The sequence below is a fragment of the Allobosea sp. 05L423 genome (assembly GCF_056397745.1).
In genome coordinates this window covers 739,675-758,228 of the sequence record NZ_JBFTOA010000002.1, presented here as the reverse complement: position 1 = coordinate 758,228, position 18,554 = coordinate 739,675, and the positions used below count along the sequence as shown (strand labels likewise).

Annotated in this window: 15 protein-coding genes; 10 read left to right on the top strand and 5 right to left on the bottom strand. The window is 66.1% G+C overall.

What is annotated here, in order from left to right; all coding sequences use genetic code 11:
- Positions 1–120 precede the first annotated feature (120 nt).
- Both trmFO and AC1DNE_RS07620 read right to left on the bottom strand, forming a co-directional pair.
- Positions 121–1,527 (bottom strand): methylenetetrahydrofolate--tRNA-(uracil(54)-C(5))-methyltransferase (FADH(2)-oxidizing) TrmFO, encoded by a 1,407-nt coding sequence (gene trmFO / locus AC1DNE_RS07625; RefSeq protein ID WP_441470660.1) that lies wholly within the window; start codon positions 1,525–1,527, stop codon positions 121–123.
- A gap of 181 nt (positions 1,528–1,708) precedes the next feature.
- Positions 1,709–1,864: a DUF1127 domain-containing protein gene (locus AC1DNE_RS07620; RefSeq protein ID WP_441470659.1), complete on the bottom strand. Its 156-nt coding sequence runs from the start codon at positions 1,862–1,864 to the stop codon at positions 1,709–1,711.
- Positions 1,865–2,412: 548 nt separating this feature from the next.
- Between AC1DNE_RS07620 and AC1DNE_RS07615 the strand changes: the two genes are divergently transcribed.
- Positions 2,413–2,754: a hypothetical protein gene (locus AC1DNE_RS07615; RefSeq protein WP_441470658.1), complete on the top strand. Its 342-nt coding sequence runs from the start codon at positions 2,413–2,415 to the stop codon at positions 2,752–2,754.
- A gap of 62 nt (positions 2,755–2,816) precedes the next feature.
- Here the strand turns inward: AC1DNE_RS07615 and AC1DNE_RS07610 are convergent, their stop codons facing one another.
- On the bottom strand, positions 2,817–5,180 hold the full coding sequence (locus AC1DNE_RS07610) for a heavy metal translocating P-type ATPase (RefSeq protein ID WP_476766376.1): 2,364 nt from the start codon (positions 5,178–5,180) through the stop codon (positions 2,817–2,819).
- A gap of 242 nt (positions 5,181–5,422) precedes the next feature.
- On the opposite strand from AC1DNE_RS07610, the gene AC1DNE_RS07605 reads away from it, so the two are divergent.
- Complete coding sequence (locus tag AC1DNE_RS07605; RefSeq protein WP_476766377.1) at positions 5,423–6,616, top strand: CaiB/BaiF CoA transferase family protein; 1,194 nt, start codon at positions 5,423–5,425, stop codon at positions 6,614–6,616.
- A gap of 13 nt (positions 6,617–6,629) precedes the next feature.
- Complete coding sequence (locus AC1DNE_RS07600) at positions 6,630–7,412, top strand: enoyl-CoA hydratase/isomerase family protein (RefSeq protein ID WP_476766378.1); 783 nt, start codon at positions 6,630–6,632, stop codon at positions 7,410–7,412.
- A 128-nt stretch (positions 7,413–7,540) separates the two neighbouring features.
- Here AC1DNE_RS07600 and AC1DNE_RS07595 read toward each other — a convergent pair whose 3' ends face one another.
- Positions 7,541–8,866: an MFS transporter gene (locus AC1DNE_RS07595; protein ID WP_441470654.1), complete on the bottom strand. Its 1,326-nt coding sequence runs from the start codon at positions 8,864–8,866 to the stop codon at positions 7,541–7,543.
- A gap of 136 nt (positions 8,867–9,002) precedes the next feature.
- Between AC1DNE_RS07595 and cyoA the strand changes: the two genes are divergently transcribed.
- The 5 genes from cyoA to AC1DNE_RS07570 all read left to right on the top strand — a co-directional run bounded on the left by cyoA (position 9,003) and on the right by AC1DNE_RS07570 (position 14,091).
- Positions 9,003–10,133: a ubiquinol oxidase subunit II gene (cyoA, locus tag AC1DNE_RS07590; RefSeq protein ID WP_476766379.1), complete on the top strand. Its 1,131-nt coding sequence runs from the start codon at positions 9,003–9,005 to the stop codon at positions 10,131–10,133.
- Positions 10,134–10,164: 31 nt separating this feature from the next.
- A complete protein-coding gene (gene cyoB / locus AC1DNE_RS07585; protein WP_476766380.1) occupies positions 10,165–12,165 on the top strand; it encodes a cytochrome o ubiquinol oxidase subunit I in 2,001 nt (666 codons plus the stop codon).
- A gap of 9 nt (positions 12,166–12,174) precedes the next feature.
- The gene (cyoC, locus tag AC1DNE_RS07580) at positions 12,175–12,810 is read left to right on the top strand and encodes a cytochrome o ubiquinol oxidase subunit III (protein WP_476766381.1); all 636 of its coding nucleotides are present in this window, start codon (positions 12,175–12,177) and stop codon (positions 12,808–12,810) included.
- On the top strand, positions 12,807–13,181 hold the full coding sequence (gene cyoD / locus AC1DNE_RS07575) for a cytochrome o ubiquinol oxidase subunit IV (protein ID WP_476766382.1): 375 nt from the start codon (positions 12,807–12,809) through the stop codon (positions 13,179–13,181). The genes cyoC and cyoD overlap by 4 nt, the downstream gene beginning before the upstream one ends.
- A 154-nt stretch (positions 13,182–13,335) precedes the next feature.
- Entirely contained in the window at positions 13,336–14,091 is a 756-nt protein-coding gene (locus tag AC1DNE_RS07570; RefSeq protein WP_476766383.1) for an SURF1 family protein, read from the top strand.
- 84 nt (positions 14,092–14,175) lie between these two features.
- On the opposite strand, the gene AC1DNE_RS07565 is transcribed toward AC1DNE_RS07570, so the two are convergent.
- Complete coding sequence (locus AC1DNE_RS07565; protein WP_476766384.1) at positions 14,176–15,555, bottom strand: M20/M25/M40 family metallo-hydrolase; 1,380 nt, start codon at positions 15,553–15,555, stop codon at positions 14,176–14,178.
- A 326-nt stretch (positions 15,556–15,881) separates the two neighbouring features.
- Between AC1DNE_RS07565 and AC1DNE_RS07560 the strand changes: the two genes are divergently transcribed.
- A complete protein-coding gene (locus AC1DNE_RS07560) occupies positions 15,882–17,066 on the top strand; it encodes a MalY/PatB family protein (protein WP_441470647.1) in 1,185 nt (394 codons plus the stop codon).
- A 190-nt stretch (positions 17,067–17,256) separates the two neighbouring features.
- Positions 17,257–18,540: an NAD(P)/FAD-dependent oxidoreductase gene (locus AC1DNE_RS07555; protein ID WP_476765104.1), complete on the top strand. Its 1,284-nt coding sequence runs from the start codon at positions 17,257–17,259 to the stop codon at positions 18,538–18,540.
- The last annotated feature ends 14 nt before the right edge of the window (positions 18,541–18,554 follow it).

The following is an 18,554-nucleotide window of genomic DNA, read 5'->3' as shown; positions in this document are numbered from 1 at the left end:
GGGCCTGTCTCGAGCAGACGTGGATGCTCGTCACAAGGGCGAGCATGAGCCTCTGGAACGGCGTCGTGTTCATGGGTTCCGGGCTCAGGCCTTCGGCCTGTCCCGGAATGACGGAGTGTTCTACTCGGCTGCCTTCGCCTCGACGCTGCTCGTCCAGGCGTCCATCTCGACCTTTGCGCGCGCGGTGAGCGCCTGCTTGCGGGCGACGCTCTTGGCCGGGCCCTTCAGGCGCTTGCCGTCGGGGCCGGTCGTCGCAACGCCCTCGATCGGCGGGAACAGCCCGAAATTGATGTTCATCGGTTGGAAGGAGCGGGGCCCCTCGTCGATGGTGACGATATGGCCGCCGGTGATGTGATTGACCAGCGCGCCGAGAGCCGTCGTCGCAGGCGGCAGCGGCAGCTCGCGGCCAAGCCGCTCGGCTGCGGCCATGCGTCCGGCGAGGAGCCCGGTGGCGGCGCTCTCGACATAGCCCTCGCAACCGGTGATCTGACCGGCGAAGCGCAGGCGCTGATCGGCCTTGAGCCGCAGGTGCCCGTCGAGCAGCTTCGGCGAGTTCAGATAGGTGTTGCGGTGGATGCCGCCGAGCCGAGCGAACTCGGCATTCTGCAGGCCCGGGATCATCCGGAAGATCGCGGCCTGCTCGCCATATTTCAGCTTCGTCTGGAAGCCGGTCATGTTGAACAGCGTGCCGAGCGCATTGTCCTGGCGCAACTGCACCACGGCATAGGCCTTGACGGTCGGGTTATGCTTGTTGGTGAGGCCGACCGGCTTCATCGGGCCCCAGCGCAAGGTCTCGCGGCCACGTTCGGCCATCACCTCGATCGGCAGGCAGCCGTCGAAATAGGGCGTGCCCTCCCACTCCTTGAACTCGGTCTTCTCGGCGGCGAGCAGCGCGTCGATGAAGGCCTCGTACTGGTCGCGGTCGAGCGGGCAGTTGATGTAGTCGGCACCGGTGCCTCCCGGCCCCGCCTTGTCGTAGCGTGACTGGAACCAGGCCTGGTCCATGTCGACCGAATCGAAATGGACGATCGGCGCGATGGCGTCGAAGAAGGCGAGCGAATCTTCGCCGGTCAGCGACTGCAAGCCCTGCGCCAGGGCAGGCGAGGTCAGAGGACCGGTGGCGATGACGACATTGTCCCATTCGGCCGGTGGCAGGCCGGCGATCTCGCCGCGGTCGATGGTGACGAGCGGATGGCTCTCCAGCGCGGCGGTGACGGCCTGCGAGAAGCCGTCGCGGTCGACCGCGAGCGCGCCGCCTGCCGGCACCTGATGGGCATCGCCCTTGGCCATGATCAGCGAGCCGAGACGGCGCATCTCCCAATGGAGCTGGCCGACCGCGTTGCTGGACGAATCGTCGGAGCGGAAGGAGTTCGAGCAGACGAGCTCGGCGAGCCCGTCGGTCTTGTGCGCGTCGGTACCGCGCACGGGGCGCATCTCGTGGATGACGACCGGGACGCCGGCCTCGGCGATCTGCCAGGCGGCTTCGGAGCCGGCGAGACCGCCGCCGATGATGTGTACTGGTTCCATGGCTGCGATGTGTCCGCAGCAGGCTTCGAGGTCAAGCGAGAAGCAGGCCTGAAATGCAAAATGCCCGCCGTGAGGCGGGCATTCGCTCTTCGACCAAGTTCGGGGGGAGGGGAAACCCGAACCCGGGAGAAACTACACAGAACGCACCGCGCCGATGCGCGGCGGTTCGAAATCAGGGTCTTCAGGCCGACGCGTGCGAGCGGGCGATGAAGGTGATCTCCGAGCGCGACAGGCCGAGATCGTCGAGCTCGCGGTCGGTCAGGCGGGACAGCTCGCGAACGGTCTCGCGATAGCGGAGGTAGGCTCGAATTTTGGCGGCGATCATCGTGACGAACATGGTGGTTTTCCTTGCGTATTCCGGAGCGGGGCGGTGCCCACAGCGATAATTTCGTTGTGCAGTGCATATAAGGGAGGCCGATTGCCTCTAACAGTGGCTGCTGGTCAGCTCTGTTATGCTTTTTTCGCATGGCCAATTAAGTTTCCGGTCATTTTTGTGAGGTCGACCTGCGCTCAGGTAAGGGTTGTGGCCGAAATATGGTTGATTCTCTGCCTATGAATTGGGCAGTGACGCCATTCTGGGACAGGCGCCGTATCGTCTGACTATCTGGTGGGCATATTGCACTTGCTCAATCGAGCACCGTTCGGGTGCGGCAATTTTGCGTTGCAAAATGAGCCGCGGCCCGCGCGGCCGAGGCGGTTGCCGATCGCCCGTCTAATCCAGGCGGGAGGCGATGTTTGCCGGGCAGAAATTGCCGGATTCGCTGGGCACGGCAATCGCTTCTTCTCGTTGCTGATCAGGTAGTGAATTGAAATCGCGGATAAATTCTTGATTTCCAGAGGCGGTCCGGAGATTGCGTGTCCCTGCCCAGCAGAAAGGAGCGCGCGATGTCCGTCTCGTTCTCGACCTCGAACTGGCCGATCAATCTACCCACTGCCTATGCGACCAAGCCGACGGCGGAAGGCGACTCGAAGCAGGATTCCACCGCCTCCACCGCGGCCTCCTCGTCCTCGACCGAGGCCGAGTTCCTGAAGATCGCCCGGATGACGCCGGAAGAGCGGGTCCAGAAGGCGATCCTCGACAAGCTCGGCATGACCGAGGAGCAGTTCAACAAACTCGATTCGAAGGCCAAGGCCGACGTGATGGCCAAGGTCCGCGAAGAGATGCTCCGGCAGATGGAAGCGAAGAACGAACGCCGGAACGGGGCCTTCGCCGACATCAGAGTCTAGACGCGGTGAAGCCGGGCCTTCTGCCCGGCTCCGTTGTTCGAGGTTCGATCCAGCTTCGGTTGTCAGCCGGTCTTGCCTGCGTCGAAGCGCAGCAGCCTCAGCGCGTTGGCGGTCACGATGACGGTCGCGCCGGTGTCGGCGAGGATCGCGACCCAGAGGCCGGTGTAGCCCAGCACGCTGGTGACCAGGAACACGGCCTTCAGTCCGAGCGCGATCGTGATGTTGGCGCGGATGTTGGCCATCGCCGCGCGCGCCAGCCGGATCAGCGCCGCGACGTCGCGGACGCGGCTCTTCAAGACCGCGCCATCGGCAGTCTCCAGCGCGACATCGGTCCCTGAGCCCATGGCGACGCCGATGCTGGCCGCCGCAAGGGCCGGCGCGTCGTTGATGCCGTCACCGACCATCATCACCGGGGTTTGCGAAGCGAAAGCCTTGATCGCTGTGACCTTGTCGTCCGGCATCAACTCGGCCTTGTGCTCCATGCCGAGCTGGCCTGCGATTGCGGCGCCCGTGCGGGCATTGTCGCCGGTGAGCATGGCCGAGCGGATGCCCATCGCCTTGAGCTCGGCGATGGCGGCGGCGGCATCCTCCCGTGGCTCGTCACGCAAGGCGATGAAGCCGGCGAGCGCGCCATCGACCACCACGGCAGCGACGGTCTTGCCGGCGGCTTCAAGCTCCTCGGCGGCAAGGCGTGCGCGTTTGTCGAACGCAGCCCGCTTTTCCGCGTGGCGGGGAGCACCGACGAAGATCGAACGGCCGCCGACGCTGCCCGTGACGCCTTGGCCCGCGAGGGCCGCTGCCTCGGCCGCCGGCGCATAGGCGATGCCGTCGGCGCGGGCGCGTTCGAGCACGGCTTCGGCGAGCGGATGGGCGGAACCGTGCTCGACGGCGGCGGCCAGCGCCAGGACCTCCGTTTCGCTGACGGCGAGGGCGACGACGTCGGTGACACGCGGCTTGCCTTGAGTCAGCGTTCCGGTTTTGTCGAAGGCGACGAGGCCGGTCTTGGCGGCGGTCTCGATGACGACGCCGCCCTTCATCAACAGGCCCTGGCGGGCGCCGGCCGAAAGCGCGGCGGCGATCGCGGCCGGCACCGAAATGACCAGCGCGCAGGGGCAGCCGATCAGCAGCAGAGCCAGAGCCCGGTAGATCCAGACCGACCATTCAGCCCCGAACGCGAGCGGCGGTACGAGCGCGACCAGCAGCGCAAGCCCGACGATGGCCGGCATGTACCAGCGCGAGAAGCGGTCGATGAAGCGCTCGGTCGGCGCGCGCGCTTCCTGCGCCTCCTCGACGAGGCGAATGATGCGGGCGATGGTGTTGTCCTCGGCCGCCTTGTCGACGCGTACGCGCAGCGCGGCCTCGCGGTTGACCGAGCCGGCGAAGACGGGCTCGCCGATGCCCTTGGTCTTCGGCACGGATTCGCCGGTGACCGGGCTCTCGTCGATGCCGGAGATGCCGTCGGTGATCTCGCCGTCGGCCGGGATGCGGTCGCCCGGGCGGACGAGCACGATCTGGCCGATTTTCAGGCTGGCGGCATCGACCTGCCGGGTCGCGCCGTTCTCCTCGACGAGGGCGGTCTTGGGAACGAGATCGCCCAGTGCCCGGATCGAGGCGCGGGCGCGGTCGGCTGCGACGCCTTCGAGAACCTCGCCCACGGCGAAGAGGAAGACGACCAGCGCCGCTTCCTCGGCTGCGCCGATGAAGAGCGCGCCGATGGCGGCGATCGTCATCAGCATCTCGATGGTGAAGGGAATGCCGGCGCGGGCTGCTGCCAAGGCACGCCGCGCGACCGGCAGGACACCGACGATACAGGCCAGGATGAAGGCCCAGTGACCGATATCTGCCCAGAGCAGGCGGGCTGCGTAGGCGGCGCCGAGAAGCAGGCCTGTGCCGATGACGAGGCGGCCCTTGCCAGTCTGGTACCAGCGGGCGCCATCGGGCGTCACTTCATGGACATGGCCGGGGAGGCCGTGGCCATGGTCATTGGCCGCGGCTGCCTTGGCCGCCTTCGGGCCATGCTTGTGTTCGGCGTGATCGTGGCCATGGTCATGGTCGTGCGCATGGCCAGGGCGGCAGGTGTCGCCATGCTCGTGCCCGGCATGGTCATGCTGGTGCCCGCCATGGTCATGGTCATGATGGTCGTGGCCGCAGCAGCTGCCCTTCGCGGTCGGCTTTTCCACCGGAGCCTTCGCCAGCGCCGCGGTGGTGTAGCCAAGGCCGCTGACGCGCTTCTCGATCGCCTCTGGCGTGGTCTGGTCCGCGTCGAGCGAGAGCGTCAGCGTCTCCGACATCACCGAGAGCCTGACGTCGCTGACGCCCGGAAGGCGTTCGACCGCGCCGCGGATCTTCGTCGCGCAGCTCGCGCAATCCATGCCGCCGACCTTCCAGGACAGGGTCTTGGTTTCGGCTGGGGATGGGGCGGCCATATCTTGAGTCTCCGTCTGGCTTCGCTGCGGGACTTCTTCTCTACAAGCTGTAGCCACTTCAGGTTCAAGCGGAAAATTTCGGGCTCTGCCTTCCTCGGAACAAGGCGCCATGACGAAGCCGAAGCGCGGGAAATGAAGCGGTTCCTGTCATGCACGCGACGTCTGCATGCAGTATGCACAAGGCGATTGACGGGCTCGGGAAGAGAACCGGATAGTTCGCTACCGGGAGGAGCGAACGAAAAATGGCGCAGCCGAGACCATCGACAGCCCTTGCGGGCCTCCGCGTGCTGGATCTGACACGGGTGCGGGCGGGGCCGACCTGTGTGCGCGTCTTCGCCGATTTCGGCGCCGACGTGATCAAGGTGGAAAGCCCGCCGGGCGTCGATCCAAACGAGAACATGAGCGGGCCGCGCCTCGGCTACGACATGCAGAACCTGCACCGCAACAAGCGCTCGCTGGCGCTCAATCTGAAGACGCCGGAGGGCAGAGCGATCCTGATGAGGCTCGTCGACGACGCCGATCTGCTCGTCGAGAACTTCCGGCCCGATGTGAAGGAACGGCTCGGGCTCGATTTCGAGACGCTGCACGCCCGCAATCCACGGCTGATTCTGGTCTCGATCTCCGGCTTCGGCCAGTCCGGCCCATACCGGACCCGCGCGGGCTTCGATCAGATCGCGCAGGGCATGGGCGGGATGATGTCGGTGACCGGCCTGCCGGGGCAGGGGCCGGTCCGGGCCGGCATCGCGCTCGCCGATTCCTCGGCGGGACTCTACGGCGCTGTCGGCGCGCTGGTGGCGCTGCAGGAGCGCGCCGCATCCGGAAAGGGCCAGTGGGTGCAGACTTCGCTGCTCGAAGCCCAGATCGCGATGATGGATTTCCAGGCGGCGCGCTATCTCGTCGAAGGCTCCGTTCCGCCGCAGGCCGGCAATGATCACCCCTACCAGACGCCGATGGGCGTCTACCGGACGCGTGACGGCGCGATCAATCTCGGCGTCGGAGGCGAGGAACAATGGCGTTCCTTCTGCCGCGCGATCGGACGGCCGGAATGGGGCGCGGATGCTCGCTACGACAGCATGGAGAAACGCTTTGCGCGCCGGCCGGAGCTGAGGGAGGTGATCGAGGAGATATTCGCCGAGGCCGACAGCGCTCATTGGCTGGAGGCGATGGATCGCAACAGCGTTCCGGCGGGGCCGATCTATGCGGTCGACGAGATGTTCGAGGACCCGCAGGTGCGCCATCTCGGCATCGCCAGGCCGGTGAGCCACCCCGAGCTCGGCGATATCCGCCTCGTCGGCCAGCCGGTGACGCTGTCGCGCACGCCCGCCGATGTCGCGACCCCGACGCCTTCGGCCGGAGCGCATAATGACGAGATCCTGGCCGGGCTCGGCTATGACGAAGCAGGGCTCGCAAGACTGCGGGCCGAAGGCGTGATCTGACGGAGACCCTCAAGTGAGCGACGAAATTCGATATGCGGTCGAGAATGGGGTCGGCACGATCACGCTCAACCGGCCACAGGCGCGCAACGCGCTGACCTTCGCGATGTATGAGCGCATTGCCGAGATCTGCCGCGATCCGGCCGATCATGGCGATCCGCGCGTGATCATCATGACCGGGGCCGGCGACAAGGCGTTCGGCGCCGGCACCGACATCTCCCAGTTCCGCGCCTTCGAGAGTGCCGACGACGCGCTCGCCTATGAGGAGCGCATCGAGACCGTGATCGGGACGATCGAGCGCTGTGCGGTGCCGACACTCGCCGCGATTTCCGGCGCGGTGACGGGGGGCGGCGCGGCGATCGCGCTCGCCTGCGATCTCAGGATCGCGAGCCTGACGGCGCGCTTCGGCTTCCCGATCGCGCGCACGCTCGGCAACTGCCTGTCGATGGAGAACTATGCGCGGCTCTACGCGATGCTCGGCCCGGCGCGGGTCAAGGACATCGTCTTCACCGCGCGGCTTGTCGAGGCGGAGGAGGGGCAGCGCATCGGTCTCTACAGCGAGCTGCTGCCGGACCACGCTGCGCTGATGGACCGGGCGGGCGCGCTGGCGCAGACCATCGCCGGCCATGCGCCGCTGACCATGCGCGCCACCAAGGAAGCGATGCGCCGTTTGACGGCCGCGACCGCCGAAGGGCTCGACGGCCGTGATCTGGTGACGCTCTGCTACACCAGCGCCGATTTCCGCGAGGGCATGGAAGCCTTCCTCGGCAAGCGTCCGCCCAACTGGACGGGGCGCTGATCGCGGCCATAACCGTCATGCTCGGGCTTGACCCGAGCATCACTGGACAAGCCCGGTCGGGAACCCAAACCTCGTGACGATTCTCGGGTTTCCCTGCGGTCGCCCGAGAATGACGCGCTGAAGGCCGCTCAGCCGTAGCGGCTCTCCAGCCTGCGGTCGATCGTCAGCGCCGCCAGCGTGCAGAGCGCGCCGGAGAGCAGGTAGACGCCGACCCAGGCGAGGCCGAAGGTGCTCGACACGGTCAGCGCCACCAGCGGCGCGAAGCCGGCGCCGATGAGCCAGGCGAAGTCGGAGGTCAGGGCCGCGCCGGTGTAGCGATACTGCGTGCCGAAGCTCGAGGCGACCGCGCCGGCCGTCTGGCCGTAGGAGAGGCCGAGCAGGCCGAAGCCGATGATGACGTAGATCGTCTGGCCCGCCAGGCTGTCGCCGAAGAGCAGAGGTGCGACGATGCTCGACAGGCTGAACAGCGCGATCATCGAGCCGGACAGGAGCAATGTGTTGCGACGGCCGATCTGGTCGGCGATCAGGCCGGATGTGACGATCGCGCCCGCTCCGACCACGCCGCCCGCGCCCTGGACCAGCAGGAACTCCGAGACGGAGCGGTCGGTGTAGAGGTTGATCCAGCTCACCGGGAAGATGGTGACGAGGTGAAAGAGCGCGAAGCTCGCCAGCGGCACGAAGGCGCCGATGACGAGCGTCCAGCCATGGGCGCGGATGAGTTCGGACACCGGCACCGGCACCAGCTCGCGCGTTTCCATCAACTCGGCGAATTCATGGGTCGCGACCATGCGCAGCCGGGCGAACAGGGCCACGACGTTGATCGTCAGCGCGACGAAGAAGGGGTAGCGCCAGCCCCAGCCGAGGAAGTCCTCCTTCGAGAGTGCGCCTTCGAAATAGGCGAAGAGCCCGGCGGCGAGGATGAAGCCGAAGGGAGCGCCGAGCTGCGGCAGCATCGCATACCAGCCGCGCCGGTTAGGCGGCGCGTTGAGGGCGAGCAGCGAGGACAGCCCGTCCCAGGCGCCGCCGAGCGCGATGCCCTGCAGCAGGCGGAAACCGGCGAGGATGACGACGGACCAGATGCCGATCGTCTCGTAGCCCGGCAGGAAGGCGATGGCGGCCGTCGAGCCGCCGAGGAGAAACAGCGCCGCGGTGAGCTTGGTCGCCCGGCCGTAGCGCCGGTCGATCGCGAAGAACAGCACCGAGCCGAAGGGGCGCGTCACGAAGGCGAGTGCGAAGATGCCGAAGGCGTAGAGCGTGCCGGTGAGCCGGTCGACGAAGGGGAAGACCAGTTCGGGGAAGACCAGCACGCAGCCGAGGCCGAAAACGAAGAAGTCGAAATACTCCGACGTCCGGCCGATGATGACGCCGAGCGCGATATCGGCGGGCGTCACGTGATCCCGTCCGTGCTCGTCCGTCAGATGCCCCGATGAATGGCTCGCCGCGTCAGCGCTCATGACCGCGAATTCCTCGCTGGGGGGCTCACCGGAACGACCGGGCTTGCCCGCACCTCATACAAATGGATACGGTGGATAGAAGCCACCCGTCAAACGGCCGCAATGGGACAGATTGTCCGATGTGCGGTGCGAAAGAATGGGAATAGAGAACGGCTGTTCCCGGAAGAGGGAGGTCACGAGTCTCTTGCGGATCTTTCGATTTTTAGCGGCTTTGCCGGTTTTTGCGCTGCTTGGCGGATGCCAGTGGGTATTGCTGTCGCCGTCGGGCGATGTTGCGATGCAGCAAAGAAACCTCATGCTCGCCTCCACGGCGCTGATGCTGCTCATCATCATTCCGGTGATGGCGCTGACGATTTTCTTCGCCTGGCGCTACCGCGCCTCGGCAAATGCCACCTATCACCCGGACTGGAACCATTCGCTGCCGCTCGAGGTGGTGATCTGGTCGGTGCCGCTGCTGATCATCGTCATCATCGGCGCGATGACCTGGATGGGCACGCATCTGCTCGATCCCTATCGGCCGCTCGACCGCATCAGCGCGAACAAGCCGGCCGTCGAAGCGAAAGCGGGCGGGAACGGACCCAGGAAGCAGCCGCTGGTCATCCAGGTCGTGGCGCTCGACTGGAAATGGCTGTTCCTCTACCCGGCGCAGGGCATCGCCTCGCTCAACGAGGTGGTGGCGCCGGTCGATCAGCCGATCGAGTTCCGCATCACCTCCTCTTCGGTGATGAACTCGCTCTTCATTCCGGCGCTCGCCGGCCAGATCTACGCGATGCCGGGCATGCAGACGAAGCTCAACGCCGTGATCAATCATCCCGGCGATTTCGAGGGCTTTTCTGCGAACTACAGCGGCGCCGGCTTCTCCGACATGCGCTTCCGATTCCGGGGCGTCGACGAGAAGGGCTTCGGCGAGTGGGTGCAGGGCGCGATCGGCAACGGCAAGCCGCTCGGGCGCGAGGAGTATCTCGTGCTGGAGCGTCCCAGCGAGCGCGAGCCGGTGCGCCAGTTCCGTGACGTCCCGTCCGATCTCTTCGGCGCCATCCTCAACATGTGTGTCGACCGCGCCAAGATGTGCACGCGCGACATGATGGCGATGGATGCCAAGGGCGGCGGCGGCAAGGAAGGCATCCATATCGTCGCATCGCTCGAGTACGACAAGAGCGTGCGCAGGGGCGGGCAGCCGATGCCGCCACGACCCTTCGTGACGGCGATCTGCACGCCGACCGATGTCTACGGCACCGCGGGCGTCACCGCCCGCGTCGCCAACTGAAGCGCTTGCGCGCGTAGCGAGCGAGGGAACCATGACCTCCTACCCCGACTGGTGGAAGCTGCTGTTCGGACGCTTCACGCTCGAAGCGATCCCCTATCACGAGCCGATCCTGCTCGGGACCTTCGCGGCGGTCGCGCTCGGCGGACTGGCGCTCATCGCGCTCGTCACCCGCTACAAGCTCTGGGGCTATCTCTGGCACGAGTGGTTCACCAGCGTGGACCACAAGAAGATCGGGATCATGTACATGATCCTGGGCGTGATCATGCTGCTGCGCGGCTTCGCCGACGCGCTGATGATGCGCGGCCAGCAGGCGATCGCCTTCGCCGGCAACGAGGGCTACCTGCCACCGCACCATTACGACCAGATCTTCACGGCCCATGGCGTGATCATGATCTTCTTCGTGGCGATGCCCTTCGTCACGGGCCTGATGAACTACGTCATGCCGCTGCAGATCGGCGCCCGCGACGTCGCCTTCCCCTTCCTGAACAATTTCAGCTTCTGGATGACGGTGGGCGGCGCCGTTCTGGTGATGATGTCGCTCTTCGTCGGTGAATTCGCCAAGGTGGGCTGGCTTGCCTATCCGCCGCTCTCGGGGGCTGCCTACTCGCCCGGGGTCGGCATGGATTATTACCTATGGGCGCTGCAGATCGCGGGCGTCGGCACCACCTTGTCGGGCGTCAACCTGATCGCGACCATCGTGAAGATGCGCGCGCCCGGCATGGACTTGATGAAGATGCCGGTCTTCAGCTGGACGGCGCTGTGCACCAACGTGCTGATCGTCGCGACCTTCCCGATCCTGGCGGCGACGCTCGCGCTGCTGACGCTCGACCGTTATGTCGGCACCAACTTCTTCACGAACGACCTCGGCGGCAACCCGATGATGTACGTGAACCTGATCTGGATCTGGGGCCATCCCGAGGTCTACATCCTCATCCTGCCGATATTCGGCGTCTATTCGGAGGTGGCCTCGACCTTCTGCGGCAAGCGCCTCTTCGGCTACGCCTCGATGGTCTATGCGACGGTGGTCATCACCATCCTGTCGTATCTCGTCTGGCTGCATCACTTCTTCACGATGGGCTCGGGCGCCAGCGTGAACTCCTTCTTCGGCATCACGACGATGATCATCTCGATCCCGACGGGCGCGAAGATCTTCAACTGGCTGTTCACGATGTATCGTGGCCGCATCCGCTTCGAGCTGCCGATGATGTGGCTCGTCGCGTTCATGCTGACCTTCGTCATCGGCGGCATGACCGGCGTCATGCTGGCGGTGCCGCCGGCCGATTTCGTGCTGCACAACAGCCTGTTCCTGATCGCCCATTTCCACAACGTCATCATCGGCGGCGTGGTCTTCGGCGTCTTCGCGGGCATCGCCTACTGGTTCCCGAAAGCCTTCGGCTTCAAGCTCGACCGGTTCTGGGGCCTGCTCTCCTTCTGGTTCTGGGTGATCGGCTTCTACGTTGCCTTCATGCCGCTCTATGTGCTCGGCCTGATGGGCGTGACGCGGCGCCTGAGCCGTTTCGAAGACCCCTCGCTCCAGATCTGGTTCGTGCTCGCGGCTGCAGGAGCGGTGCTGATCGCGCTCGGCATCCTGTGCTTCATCATCCAGATCGGCGTCAGCATCCTGCGCCGCGAGGAGTTGCGCGATACGACCGGCGATCCCTGGGACGGGCGCACGCTGGAATGGTCGACCTCGTCGCCGCCGCCGGCCTACAACTTCGCCTTCACGCCGATCGTGCATGACCTCGACGCCTGGGCCGACATGAAGAAGCGCGGCTACAAGCGCCCGCTCGGCGGCTTCCGGCCGATCCACATGCCGCGGAACACCAGTGCCGGTCTGATCATCGCGGGGTTCGCGACGATCTGCGGCTTCGCCTTGATCTGGTACATCTGGTGGCTGGCGGCGCTGAGCTTCGTCGGCGTCCTGGCGACGGCGATCGCGCATACCTTCAACTACAACCGCGACTTCCACATCCCGGCCGAAGCCGTTCTGCGCGAAGAAGATTCGCGCACCGAACAGCTTAGCGGGGCCTGAGGGGCGATGATGGCTAAGGCGAGAGCGGAAGCGCAGGCTGCAAACGGTGTTCCGGCCTTCTATGTGACGGAAGACGAGCACGAGCACTCCGGCGGCTCGACCATGCTCGGCTTCTGGCTCTACCTGATGAGCGACTGCCTGGTTTTTGCAGTTCTCTTCGCGACCTTCGGCGTGCTTGGGCGCAACTATGCGGCGGGGCCTTCGGGCGCCGACCTGTTCGACCTCAGGTTGGTGGCGGTCAACACCACCATGCTGCTGCTTTCCTCGATCACCTACGGCTTCGCCATGCTCGCTATGGACAAGGGCCGGCAGGCGGCGATGCAGGCCTGGCTCGTGGTCACCGGGCTCTTCGGGCTCGCCTTCCTCGCGATCGAGCTCTACGAGTTCGCGCATATGATCCATGAGGGCGCGACGCCGATGCGCAGCGCCTTCCTGTCCTCGTTCTTCACGCTGGTCGGCACGCATGGGCTGCATGTCACCTTCGGCCTGATCTGGCTGACGGTGCTGATGGTCCAGGTCAGGCGCCGCGGGCTGATCGAGGCCAATCGGCGCCGGCTAATGTGCCTGAGCATGTTCTGGCACTTCCTCGACGTCGTCTGGATCGGCGTCTTCACCTTCGTCTACCTGATGGGCGTGCTGAAATGAGCGCTGGCCAGAACCACGCCGAGCATCAAGACGGGCACGGCGGCCATGGCGAGCCGCATGGCAGCCTGCGCGGCTATATCACCGGCTTCCTTCTTTCGGTTGTCCTGACCGCGATCCCGTTCTGGCTGGTCATGAACGATGTGCTCAGCAATTCGGTGCTGACCGCGATCGTGATCATGGGCTTTGCCGCCGTGCAGATCGTCGTCCACATGGTCTACTTCCTGCACATGAACAGCCGCTCCGAAAGCGGCTGGACGATGATGGCGCTGATCTTCACGATCGTCATCGTGGCGATTGCGCTCTCCGGTTCCCTGTGGGTGATGTACCACCTCAACACCAACATGATGCCGACCGAGCTGCACAAGATGTGAGAGCCCGCTTGGCAAGTCGGCTGCGGCGGTCGATTGATGGCGTTTTCTGCGCTTCCGGTGCTCACGTACTGATGCGCGCTCCGCTCCGGTTCTCGAAAACACCGCCATTCGACTCCCCACAGCGAGTTGCCAAACAGTCTCTGGACGCGCCGCGATGACGCCGCCGCCGGTACCAAGAGCGAGGCGCCGCCCGCGCGTCGCCCGCCTCATCTTCGTTCTTGCGCTCGCACTGGTTGCGCTGGTCGCCGCAGGCCTCGGAGTCTGGCAGGTCCAGCGGCGGAGCTGGAAGCTCGACCTGATCGCCCGCGTCGATGCGCGCGTCCATGCGCCGGCCGTGGCTGCGCCAGGGCCATCGGAGTGGCCTGCGATCAACCAAGCTGCCGACGAATACCGCCGTGTCGCTCTGCAGGGGCGCTATCTCGATGCGCCGGAGACGCTGACGATGGCCGTGACCGAGCGCGGTCCGGGTTTCTGGGTGCTCGCGCCGTTCCGCGCCGATTCAGGCTTCACCGTCCTCGTCAATCGCGGCTTCGTGCCGGAGGATCGACGCGGGGCTGAGGACCGGCGCAAGGTTGCCGGCGAACAGGCGAGGGTGGTCGGGCTGTTGCGGCTCACCGAGCCGACAGGCGGTTTCCTGCGCGCCAACGATCCTGCCGCGGGGCGCTGGTATTCACGCGACGTTGCCGCGATCGCCTCGGCGCGAGGCCTGGGCGAGGTCGCACCCTATTTCGTCGATGCCGATGCGGCCTCCGAGCCTGGGCCGCTGCCGCAGGGCGGCATGACCCAGGTCAATTTCCGCAACGCGCATCTGGTCTATGCGCTGACCTGGTTTTGCCTCGCCCTGATGAGCGCCGGTGCCGGCATCTTCCTGCTGAGGGGCAAGGCCGACGAGGAAATGTCGGCCTCGTAGACTCGGCGTGCATCCAGCATGCTTCGGGAACACGCCGTCATTCCGGACTTGCCCCGGAATGACGGGGGAGTTTTGGGTGGGCGATCAGTCCTTGTTCTGCAACTGCCCCAACTCGTGCAGGAGCGCCGCGCCCGTCCTGATGCCGCTCTGGAAGCAATCCAGCGTCATGTTCTCATTCGGCGCGTGGTTGGCCTCGTCATGGTTGGCATAGGGCGTGACATAGGCGGGGATGCCGAGGATCTTGGTGAAGACGTAGTTCGGCAGGCTGCCGAAGCCGGCCGGGATCAGCAGCGGCTCCTCGCCATGGGCGGCGACGAAGGCGCGGCGCAGCGGCGCGGTATAGCGCGAGGCGATCTGCGTCTTCGAGGGCTGCATGCCGGTTTCCTCGACGATGAACTCGACCTCCGGCGCGTGCTTTTCGACATGCGCCCTGACCTTGCGGAGGATATCCTCCGGGTCCTGCGCCTCGACGAGCCGGATGTCGCATTTCACCAGCGCCTCGTTCGGCAGCACGGTCTTGGTGCCCGGCCCGCCATAGCCGCCGTGGAAGCCGTTGATCGTCAGCGTCGGCTGGAAGCAGAGGCGATCATAGAAGGGCCGGTCGAGCGGTGCGTCGAGGCGCCTGAGGCTGAGGCCCTGCTTGAACGCCTCAATATCGAGCGGCAGGCGCTCGATCGCCTCCAGATCCTCGGCGGTCGGCGGCTGGACGTCGTCGTGCAGGCCCTCGATGGTAATCTCGCCATTGGCGTTCTTCATGGTGGCGAGCAGGTGGACCAGCGTCCAGATCGGGTTCGGTACGACACCGCCGAAATTGCCGGAATGGACGTCGCGGCTGGCATGGCGACAGCGCAGGTCGAAGGAGACGACGCCGCGTGAGCCGAACTTGATGGTCGGCGCGCCGCTGGAATGGCGCGGGCCGTCGGCGGTGACGGCGAGATCGGCCTTCAGCTTGTCCTGGTTGGCGCGCACGAAGCCGGCGATGCGCGGGCTGCCGATCTCCTCCTCGCCCTCCAGCAGCAGGATGACGTTGCAGGGCAGTTCGCCATGGACCTTGAGATGGGATTCGATTGCCAGGATCTGGGCGAAGTGCTGGCCCTTATTGTCTCCGACGCCGCGCGCATAGAGGCGGCCGTCGCGGATCGTGGGCTCGAAGGGCGGGGAAACCCACTTGTCGAGCGGGTCCGGTGGCTGCACGTCGTAATGGCCGTAGAGCAGCACCGTCGGCTTGCCCGGCGCCTTCTCCCAGCGGGCGACGACCATGGGGTGTCCTTCGGTCGGCACGAGGCTGGTCTCGAGCCCGATCTCCGTCAGCATCTCGACCAAGAGAGCCCCGACCTCGGCGATGCCGATGTTCTCGGCGCTGATGCTCGGGTGGCGCAGATAGTCGATCAGCCGGTCGAGGAAGGTGCTGCGGTTGGCTTCGATATGATCGAAGACCGGAGCCAAGGCGTCGGAGGAAGCCATTGCGTTGTAGGCCTTTGCGGAAAAACGTTGCGATTGTGAATCAAGGACGGCCCGCAGGTCGGGCCGGCTCCCGAGCGGGAGCGCGGCCAGCCTAGGCGGTGATCCTGCGCCTCTCAACCGGAACGCCTCGCCATTCCCGCCGCAGCGGCCATGCGGCAAGGACAAGCCGGGAGGTCGACCGTCGCCGCGCTCTTCGTCCGCGTCGTCATGCTGATTTTCGAAAGCTGCCGTGGTGGTTTCGCCGGTTTACGCCCGCGATCCGACGCGGCAAAACGGGCGGAAGCGGACCGGATTCAAACACTCGCGGCCGCTTCTGGGGATAATCAATGTTTAGAATGCCGGACTTCGACGAGCTGATCGACCGCCGCGGAACCCATTCCGCCAAATGGGACACGATGGAGAAGAACTATGGCGTGTCGGCTTCCGACGGCATCGCCATGTGGGTGGCCGACATGGATTTCCGGCCGCCTCCTTGCGTCCAGCAGGCGGTGGAGCGCATGGCAAGCCATGGCGTCTACGGCTATTTCGGCGATGACCGCACCAATAGTGACGCCATCCGCTGGTGGATGAAGACCCGCCATGACTGGGAGGTGGCGTCGGAGGCGATCTTCACCACCCACGGCCTGGTCAACGGCACGGCCCTCTGCGTCGATGCCTTCACCGCGCCGGGCGACGGCGTCGTGCTGATGACGCCGGTCTACCACGCCTTCGCCCGCATCATCCGCTCTGCCGGCCGGCAGGTCGTCGAGTGCCAGCTCCCGGTCGAGGACGGCCGCTACGTCCTCGACATTCCCGGCTGGGACGCGCAGATGACCGGCCGCGAGCGGATGCTGATCCTGTGTTCGCCGCATAATCCGGGCGGGCGCGTCTGGACCGCCGACGAGCTTCGCGAGATCGCGGCGTTCTGCAAGCGCCACGATCTGATACTCGTCGCCGACGAGATCCACCACGATCTGGTCATGCCGGGGTATCGGCACACAGTAATGCCGCTCGCGGCGCCCGACATCGTCGACCGCCTCGTGATGATGACGGCGACAACCAAGACCTTCAACATCGCCGGGGCCCATATCGGCAATGTCATCATCCCCGACGAGGCTCTGCGCGAGCGCTTCCGCGCGCGGATGAACGCGCATGGCATCTCGCCCAACTCCTTCGGCATGGCGATGGCGACCGCCGCCTACAGCCCGGAGGGCGCGGCCTGGGTCGACCGGCTCGTGGCCTATATCGACGGCAACAGGAAGCTGTTCGACGACGGGGTGAATGCCATCCCCGGCCTGCGCTCGATGCCGCTCGAGGCGACCTATCTCGCCTGGGTGGATCTTGCCGGAACCGGCATGGAACGTGCGGAATTCACCGCCCGTGTCGAGAAGCAGGCGAAGATCGCGGTAAACCACGGCCCGAGCTTCGGCACGGGTGGCGACAGCTTCCTGCGCTTCAATCTTGCCACGCCGCGCGCCACGGTGGTCGAGGCCGTAGAGCGGCTGCAGGAAGCCTTCCGGGACCTGCAGTAGCGCTGTTTGCCGGGCCGCCGCGCCTGGCAGGCAGAACGCGCGTTGCGCCTGATGCGGGACGGCTGTCGCGCCCCGCATTGATCTCTCCGCTTTTCGCCGGGCCCGCACCGGCTTATTGGTTGGAGCGGGAGACCTCATGAGACGCATCTCCGGATATCGTCGCCGCAGCTTCGCCGGCATCGGATAGCCGATGACGGCTGCCGCCCCCCACCACGTCGTCATCGTCGGGGCCGGCTTCGGCGGGCTGGAAGCAGCGCGCAACCTTGCCGGCGCGCCGGTCAGGATCACGGTCGTCGACCGGCGCAACCACCACCTCTTTCAACCTCTGCTCTATCAGGTCGCGACGGCGTCTTTGCCGACCTCCGAGATCGCCTGGCCGGTCCGCTCGCTGCTGCGCCGCTATCCGAACGTCACCACGCTCCTGGGCAGCGTCGTCGGCGTCGATAGGAACGCAAAGAACGTGCTTATAGAAGGCGAGCCGCCGCTCGCCTTCGACAGCCTGATCCTCGCGACCGGGGCGCGCCATGCCTATTTCGGCCATGACGAATGGGAGCCCTATGCGCCCGGCCTGAAGACGCTTGAGGATGCGACGAAGATCCGGCGGCGCGTGCTGTCGGCCTTCGAGCAGGCGGAGTGGGAGACGGACAAGGCCCGGCGCGCCGAGTTGCTGACCTTCGTCATCATCGGGGCGGGGCCGACGGGCGTCGAGCTCGCCGGCACGATCGCCGAGCTGGCGCATGACACGCTGCGCACCGACTTCCGCAATTTCGATACCCGCAGCGCGCGGGTGGTTCTGGTCGAGGCGGGCCCGCGCATCCTGGCGGGCTTCACCGAAGGCCTCTCGGCTTATGCGGACCGCGCGCTGACCCGGCTCGGCGTCGAGGTCAAGACCGGCCGTGCGGTGTCGCGCTGCACCGAGGACGGTATCGAGCTTGGGGGCACCTTCCTGCCGGCGAAGACGATCCTGTGGGCAGCGGGCGTTGCAGCCTCGCCGGCGGCGGAATGGCTGGGAGCGCCGGCCGACCGGGCCGGGCGGGTGATGGTCGAGCCCGACCTCACCGTCCCCGGCGACGCCAGCATCTTCGTCGTCGGAGACACGGCCCATGTCGTGTCAGCGGACGGCAAGCCGGTGCCGGGTGTCGCGCCTGCGGCCAAGCAGGAGGGGCGCTATGTCGCCGGGGTGATCACGGCGCGGCTGAAGGGCAAGGCCGCGCCGCCGCCCTTCGCCTATGGCAATGCCGGCAATCTTGCGACCATCGGCAAGCGTGCGGCCATCGTCGATTTCGGCTGGATCAAGCTGAAGGGGCGCATCGCCTGGTGGACCTGGGGCATCGCGCACATCTTCTTCCTGATCGGCCTGCGCAACCGCCTCGCCGTCGCGCTGAACTGGCTGTGGATCTATGTCAGCGGGCACCGCAGCGCCCGCCTGATCACGCAGGGGCAGACGAAGGGCAGCGAAACCGGCCCGCGCTGATGGCGTGCACCGTC

Bases quoted from the DNA above. Each gene is read 5' to 3' on its own strand.
- trmFO (WP_441470660.1), bottom strand. From the start codon at position 1,527: ATGGAACCAGTACACATCATCGGCGGCGGTCTCGCCGGCTCCGAAGCC.
- cyoD (WP_476766382.1), top strand. From the start codon at position 12,807: ATGAGCGCTGGCCAGAACCACGCCGAGCATCAAGACGGGCACGGCGGC.
- AC1DNE_RS07620 (WP_441470659.1), bottom strand. From the start codon at position 1,864: ATGTTCGTCACGATGATCGCCGCCAAAATTCGAGCCTACCTCCGCTAT.
- AC1DNE_RS07570 (WP_476766383.1), top strand. From the start codon at position 13,336: ATGACGCCGCCGCCGGTACCAAGAGCGAGGCGCCGCCCGCGCGTCGCC.
- AC1DNE_RS07555 (WP_476765104.1), top strand. From the start codon at position 17,257: ATGACGGCTGCCGCCCCCCACCACGTCGTCATCGTCGGGGCCGGCTTC.
- cyoB (WP_476766380.1), top strand. From the start codon at position 10,165: ATGACCTCCTACCCCGACTGGTGGAAGCTGCTGTTCGGACGCTTCACG.
- cyoC (WP_476766381.1), top strand. From the start codon at position 12,175: ATGGCTAAGGCGAGAGCGGAAGCGCAGGCTGCAAACGGTGTTCCGGCC.
- AC1DNE_RS07560 (WP_441470647.1), top strand. From the start codon at position 15,882: ATGTTTAGAATGCCGGACTTCGACGAGCTGATCGACCGCCGCGGAACC.
- AC1DNE_RS07565 (WP_476766384.1), bottom strand. From the start codon at position 15,555: ATGGCTTCCTCCGACGCCTTGGCTCCGGTCTTCGATCATATCGAAGCC.
- AC1DNE_RS07615 (WP_441470658.1), top strand. From the start codon at position 2,413: ATGTCCGTCTCGTTCTCGACCTCGAACTGGCCGATCAATCTACCCACT.
- cyoA (WP_476766379.1), top strand. From the start codon at position 9,003: ATGGGAATAGAGAACGGCTGTTCCCGGAAGAGGGAGGTCACGAGTCTC.
- AC1DNE_RS07610 (WP_476766376.1), bottom strand. From the start codon at position 5,180: ATGGCCGCCCCATCCCCAGCCGAAACCAAGACCCTGTCCTGGAAGGTC.
- AC1DNE_RS07595 (WP_441470654.1), bottom strand. From the start codon at position 8,866: ATGAGCGCTGACGCGGCGAGCCATTCATCGGGGCATCTGACGGACGAG.
- AC1DNE_RS07605 (WP_476766377.1), top strand. From the start codon at position 5,423: ATGGCGCAGCCGAGACCATCGACAGCCCTTGCGGGCCTCCGCGTGCTG.